Annotated in this window: 1 protein-coding gene; it reads left to right on the forward strand. The window is 62.5% G+C overall.

Translation table 11 applies throughout. The features are described from left to right. Nucleotides 1-993, forward strand: a 993-nt coding sequence (tuf, locus tag ABE472_RS18820) for an elongation factor Tu (protein WP_346466783.1), incomplete at its 5' end; no start/stop codon positions are given. Between the last annotated feature and the right edge of the window lies 1 nt (nucleotide 994).

A 994-nucleotide genomic window follows, 5' to 3' on the forward strand; every position in this document is an offset into this window, starting at 1 on the left:
CACGTCGAATACGAATCCACCGAACGTCATTACGCCCACGTCGATTGCCCGGGCCATGCTGACTACGTCAAGAACATGATCACCGGTGCTGCCCAGATGGACGGCGCGATCCTGGTCTGTTCGGCTGCTGACGGCCCGATGCCGCAGACCCGTGAGCACATCCTGCTCTCGCGTCAGGTCGGCGTGCCGTACATCGTCGTCTTCCTGAACAAGGCAGACATGGTCGATGACGCCGAGCTGCTGGAACTGGTTGAAATGGAAGTCCGCGAGCTGCTGAGCAAGTACGACTTCCCGGGCGATGACACCCCGATCATCTCGGGTTCGGCCCGCCTGGCGCTGGAAGGCGACCAGAGCGAAATCGGCGTGCCGGCCGTGATCAAGCTGGTCGAAGCTCTCGACAGCTGGATCCCGACCCCGGAACGCGACATCGACAAGCCCTTCCTGATGCCGGTCGAAGACGTGTTCTCGATCTCGGGCCGCGGTACCGTCGTGACCGGTCGTATCGAGCGCGGCGTGATCAAGGTCGGCGAAGAAATCGAAATCGTCGGTATCCGTCCGGTCCAGAAGACCACCGTCACCGGCGTGGAAATGTTCCGCAAGCTGCTCGACCAGGGTCAGGCAGGCGACAACGCCGGTCTGCTGCTGCGCGGCACCAAGCGTGACGACGTCGAGCGTGGCCAGGTCCTGGCCAAGCCGGGTTCGATCAAGCCGCACACCACCTTCGACGCCGAAGTGTACGTGCTGTCCAAGGACGAAGGTGGCCGTCACACCCCGTTCTTCAAGGGCTACCGTCCGCAGTTCTACTTCCGTACCACCGACATCACCGGCGCTTGCGAACTGCCGGAAGGTGTGGAAATGGTGATGCCGGGCGACAACGTGAAGATGGTTGTCACCCTGATCAACCCGGTCGCCATGGATGAAGGCCTGCGCTTCGCGATTCGCGAAGGCGGCCGTACCGTCGGCGCCGGCGTGGTCTCCAAGATCATCGCGTAAT

Source organism: Stenotrophomonas sp. TWI809 (genome assembly GCF_039673205.1).
Lineage (GTDB): Bacteria > Pseudomonadota > Gammaproteobacteria > Xanthomonadales > Xanthomonadaceae > Stenotrophomonas.